The 4,623-nt window shown below is 72.7% G+C and carries 2 protein-coding genes and 1 pseudogene; 1 reads left to right on the forward strand and 2 read right to left on the reverse strand.

Annotated features, from left to right (window positions below):
- Positions 1-1,335 (forward strand): AAA family ATPase (locus ACTWQO_RS48315; protein ID WP_443243785.1); only part of this gene is annotated, 1,335 nt, incomplete at its 5' end.
- 72 nt (positions 1,336-1,407) lie between these two features.
- On the opposite strand, the gene ACTWQO_RS48320 is transcribed toward ACTWQO_RS48315, so the two are convergent.
- Both ACTWQO_RS48320 and ACTWQO_RS48325 read right to left on the reverse strand, forming a co-directional pair.
- Positions 1,408-2,367: a bifunctional riboflavin kinase/FAD synthetase gene (locus ACTWQO_RS48320; RefSeq protein ID WP_443243786.1), complete on the reverse strand. Its 960-nt coding sequence runs from the start codon at positions 2,365-2,367 to the stop codon at positions 1,408-1,410.
- Positions 2,368-2,497: 130 nt separating this feature from the next.
- Positions 2,498-4,623 (reverse strand): annotated as a pseudogene (locus tag ACTWQO_RS48325) (serine protease); the annotation flags it as partial.

Below are 4,623 nucleotides of genomic sequence, written 5' to 3' on the forward strand. Positions count from 1 at the left end.
CCCCCGGCCCAGGCCCAGCCCCAGCCCCAGCACCAGACGCCCCCGCAAACCCCCCAGCAGCACCCCACCCCTCCCGCCCCCTACGGCAACCAGCCCAACCCGGGCAACCAGGGCTGGACCGCCCCACCCGGCCCCCAGGCCGGCCCCGGCGCCCCCCAGCAGCAGCAAGCCGCCCCCGGCACCCCCCTCGGCTACAACGCCGCCGTCGAGCTGTCCTCCGACCGCCTGCTGCGCAACCAGCCCAAGGCCCGTAAGAACAACCAGGGCCCGTCCCGCTTCAAGCTCGGCGCCAAGAAGGAGGCGGCGGAGCGGGAGCGGAAGCTGGGGCTGATCCGTACGCCGGTGATGTCCTGCTACCGGATCGCGGTGATCAGCCTCAAGGGCGGCGTCGGCAAGACCACGACGACCATGTCGCTGGGCGCCACGCTCGCCACCGAGCGGCAGGACAAGATCCTGGCGATCGACGCCAACCCGGACGCCGGCACCCTCGGCCGACGGGTCCGGCGCGAGACCGGCGCGACCATCCGCGACCTGGTGCAGGCGATCCCGCAGCTGAACAGCTACATGGACATCCGCCGCTTCACCTCGCAGGCGCCGTCCGGCCTCGAGATCATCGCCAACGACGTGGACCCGGCCGTCTCCACCACCTTCAACGACCAGGACTACCGCAGCGCGCTCGACGTGCTGGGCCGCCAGTACCCGATCATCCTCACGGACTCGGGCACCGGTCTGCTCTACAGCGCGATGCGCGGAGTGCTGGACCTCGCCGACCAGTTGATCATCATCTCCACGCCGTCGGTGGACGGCGCGAGCAGCGCCTCGACCACCCTCGACTGGCTGTCGGCGAACGGCTTCGCCGATCTCGTGCAGCGGTCGGTCACCGTGATCTCCGGTGTCCGCGAGACGGGCAAGATGATCAAGGTGGAGGACATCGTCGCGCACTTCGAGACCCGCTGCCGCGGTGTCGTGGTGATCCCGTTCGACGAGCACCTCTCGGCGGGCGCCGAGGTGGACCTCGACATGATGCGGCCGAAGACCCGCGAGGCCTACTTCGACCTCGCCGCCCTCATCGCCGAGGACATCGCGCGCACGCAGCAGGGCTTCGGCAATCCGAACATGCAGTACCAGCAGCCCCAGCAGGGGTACGCGCCTCAGCAGCAGCCCCAGCAGCACTATCCGCAGCAGGGCGGCGCTCCCCAGCCGGGGCAGGAGTGGCAGCAGCCTCCGCAGCAGCCCGGACCGGACCAGGGATGGCAGCAGCAGCAACAGCAGCCCGCGCCGCCGCCCCAGGCTCCGCAGCAGGGCGGCGTACCGCCGGGCTGGACCCAGCAGTAGAAGACAGCAACGCCTGAGGGCCGGCACCACAAAGGTGCCGGCCCTCAGGCGTTCGCGCAGGTCCCGCCGGGATCAGACGGCGGTGCCCTCCGCAGCCCCGATCAGGTCACGGCAGCGCTTCACATCGCCCGCCATGGCCTCCAGCAGGGCCTCCAGCGAGTCGAACTTCTGCTGCCCGCGCACATAGGCGAGGAAGTCCACGGCCACATGCAGGCCATACAGATCCAGCCCCACCCGGTCGATGGCGTACGCCTCCACCGTGCGCTCGGTGCCGTCGAACTGCGGGTTGGTTCCGACGGAGATCGCGGCCGGCATGGCCTCGCCCTGTGCGTGCAGCCAGCCCGCGTAGACGCCGTCGGCCGGGATGGCGGTGTGCGGGAGGGTCTCGACGTTCGCCGTGGGGAAGCCGAGTTCGCGGCCACGCTGGGCGCCGCGGACGACCACGCCCTCGACGCGGTGCGGGCGGCCGAGGATCTCGGCGGCGCCCTCGACGTCCCCCTCGGCGACCAGTCGGCGGGTCAGGGTCGACGAGAACGGCTGGCCACCGCCCGCCTCACCGGACACGTACAGGTCGATCACCTCGACCTCGAAGTCGTAGACCTTGCCCTGCTCGGCCAGGAACTCCACGTTGCCCGCGGCCTTGTGGCCGAAGCGGAAGTTGGGGCCCTCGACGACCGCCTTCGCGTGCAGCTTGTCGACCAGGACCTTGACGACGAAGTCGGCGGGCGACAGCTTCGAGAACTCGGTCGTGAAGGGGAGGATCAGCACCGCGTCCACACCCAGCTCGCCCATCAGGTCGGCGCGCCGGTGGTGCGGGGCGAGCAGCGGTGGGTGGCTGCCGGGGCGGACGACCTCGCTGGGGTGCGGGTCGAAGGTGACGACCACGGAGGGGACGCCCAGCTCGCGGGCGCGCTCCACGGCATGCCGGATGATCAGCTGGTGTCCGCGGTGAACTCCGTCGTAGGACCCAATGGTGACGACGCTGCGCCCCCAGTCCTGGGGGATGTCCTCCAAGCCACGCCAGCGCTGCACTGTGTCTGCTCCTTGTCGCACACTCGTCGAACCGGTGTCCGTGTCTGTGCCTGTTCCTACGCAGGTCTAAGGGTGCCATGCCGCGTCCGCCCGGCCCGCATCGGCATCTGGGCTGTGACAGGGCGCACGCTCACACGGGCACGCGGACACCCGCCAGGTTCTCGATCATGCGGCGCGCGCTGGGGCCGACGACCGCCGCCCATTGCGCGGGCGCGTCGGTGAGCCAGCCCGCGACCAGCGCGGCGAAGCCCGGGACATGGCGTCCCAGGTCGACCAGACCGCGGTCGAAGCGGGCCGCGCCGTCCGGGGTGCGGACGAGGAGGAGACCGATGTGGCGGACGAGGTCCCGCAGGTCGCGCCCGCCATGCCGGGCGGCGGCGTGCAGGAGGGCGTCGAGGACGGCCGGGGTGTGCTCGTGGGCCAGCAGGAAGTCGAGCAGTTCACGGCGCAGGGGGCGGGAGGCGGGGGTGCCACGAGCGGCCAGTACGGTGGCCAGCGCGGCCCGCACCTGATCCGGGCCGCCGTCCAGCAGACCGGTGACCAGCGGGAACAGTACGGAACGGGCGACCGGCCCCTGGTCGAGGCACCGGTCGACGTACGCCGCCACATCCGCCGCCGTCTCCGGACGCCGCTGCACCGCCTCCCGTACGAGGCCCGCGACCCGCCGCGCCAGGGTCGGCGTCGTGACATCGGCAAGCGTACGCAGCGCCTCCCCGCCGCCTGGCCGGCGCAGCCGCTCCCGGAAGGCGTCCAGCACCGGATCCGGGTGAGTCGCGAGGGCACCCACCAGCGCGCTGGGCGGGAACTGCGGGTCTCCGGACGCGAAGTGCCGTAGCGCCAGCGGGAGATGACGGGCCCGGGCCCGCGGATCCCGTACGAGGAGAGCGAGCGCGCCGCCGCGCAGGGTGCGGTCGGCCGGGTGGGCGAGCAGGGCGAGGGCGGCGTAGCGGAGCAGTTCGTGGTCGGCCTCCGTGCGGACATGGGGCGCGGCCCGCAGCCCGTACACCGCCGCCGCGGCCCGCCGGGCCGGCCGCTCGTCGTGCGCCCATCGGTCGACGGCCCGGCACACCGCCGACGGCTCGTCCTCCGCCAGTACGTCGAGCAGTTCCTCGGCGCGGCGGTGCGCGCAGTCGACGAGCACCTCCATCAGGTCGTCCAGGGCCCGGTGCCGATGCGTGTGCAGCAGCGCCTGCGCCGCCTTCGCGACGGTCGCGTGCGGGGTGGCGGGAATGGGGCGCTCATCGTCAAACCATCGCGTGAGATGCGCTTGTACGGCGGTGGGGGCGGCGGCGAGCAGGTGCGCGGCGGCGTCGAGGTAGCGGGGGCCGTCGGTGTCGTCCGGGGCGGGGTCGGCGAGGAGGAGTCGGCGCAGGAGGTCGAAGCGGGTGACCTCGGGGAGGGCGAGGGCGGTCCAGAAGGCGGGGCCGAAGTCGCCCGGAACGGTGGGGTGTTGCCGGCGCCACGCCACGACTCGGTCGGCGAGCAGCCGTAGAACACCCGTGTACGGCGTCGCGTCCGGTAGCCGGGGCAGGACCTCGGTGAGGAGGCGGGCGGGCCACCAGGAGTGCGGGTCGGTGTCCAGGGCGTCTACCAACTCCTGGAGGCGGGCGGCGAGTTCGGGGGCGCCCTGCTGGCGGGCGAGATGGAGCAGGGACTGCACCACCGGGCCGATGCGGTGGTGCGGGTCCTGCGGGTGCCTGATCAGGGTGTGCAGGGCTTCGTCCAGGTCCAGGTGCATGCCCTGGATCCAGTCGGCGAGTTCCTCGTGGGCGAAGCGGTAGCCGGGGCCGGCGGGGACGAGGAGGCCCTCGGTGAGGACGGCGGGCGCCCAGCCGGAGCCGTGCGGGAACAGGGCCTCGAACGACTCCCTGTCCAGCTCGCCCTGGCCCGGGCCGAGGCTGTGGCGGGCGGCTTCGTGGATCCGGCCGGAGACCTTTGCGGCGAGTCTGCGTACGGCTGTGCCGTGCAGGGCGGCTTCGGTGGCCAGGCGGGTGGCGATGCGGAGGCTCATCAGGTCCAGGTAGGCCGTGAAGACGTCGTTGCGGTCGAGGGGGGTGGTGGGGGTGTGGGTGTGGGTGTGGGTGTGGGCTTCGGGGAGGGCTGACTGGATCTCGGAGAGGAGGCGGAGGGTGAGGGGGTGGTGGGTGTCGGGGGTGGTGAGGGTGCCTTCGGGGATGGCGTAGCGGGAGCGGGCTTGGGCTGCCTCGTCGTCGGTGAGGTCGCCCAGGTGGATGCAGGGGGGTAGGTGCGGGTGGG

It is taken from the genome of Streptomyces sp. 4N124 (assembly GCF_052245395.1).
Lineage (GTDB): Bacteria > Actinomycetota > Actinomycetes > Streptomycetales > Streptomycetaceae > Streptomyces.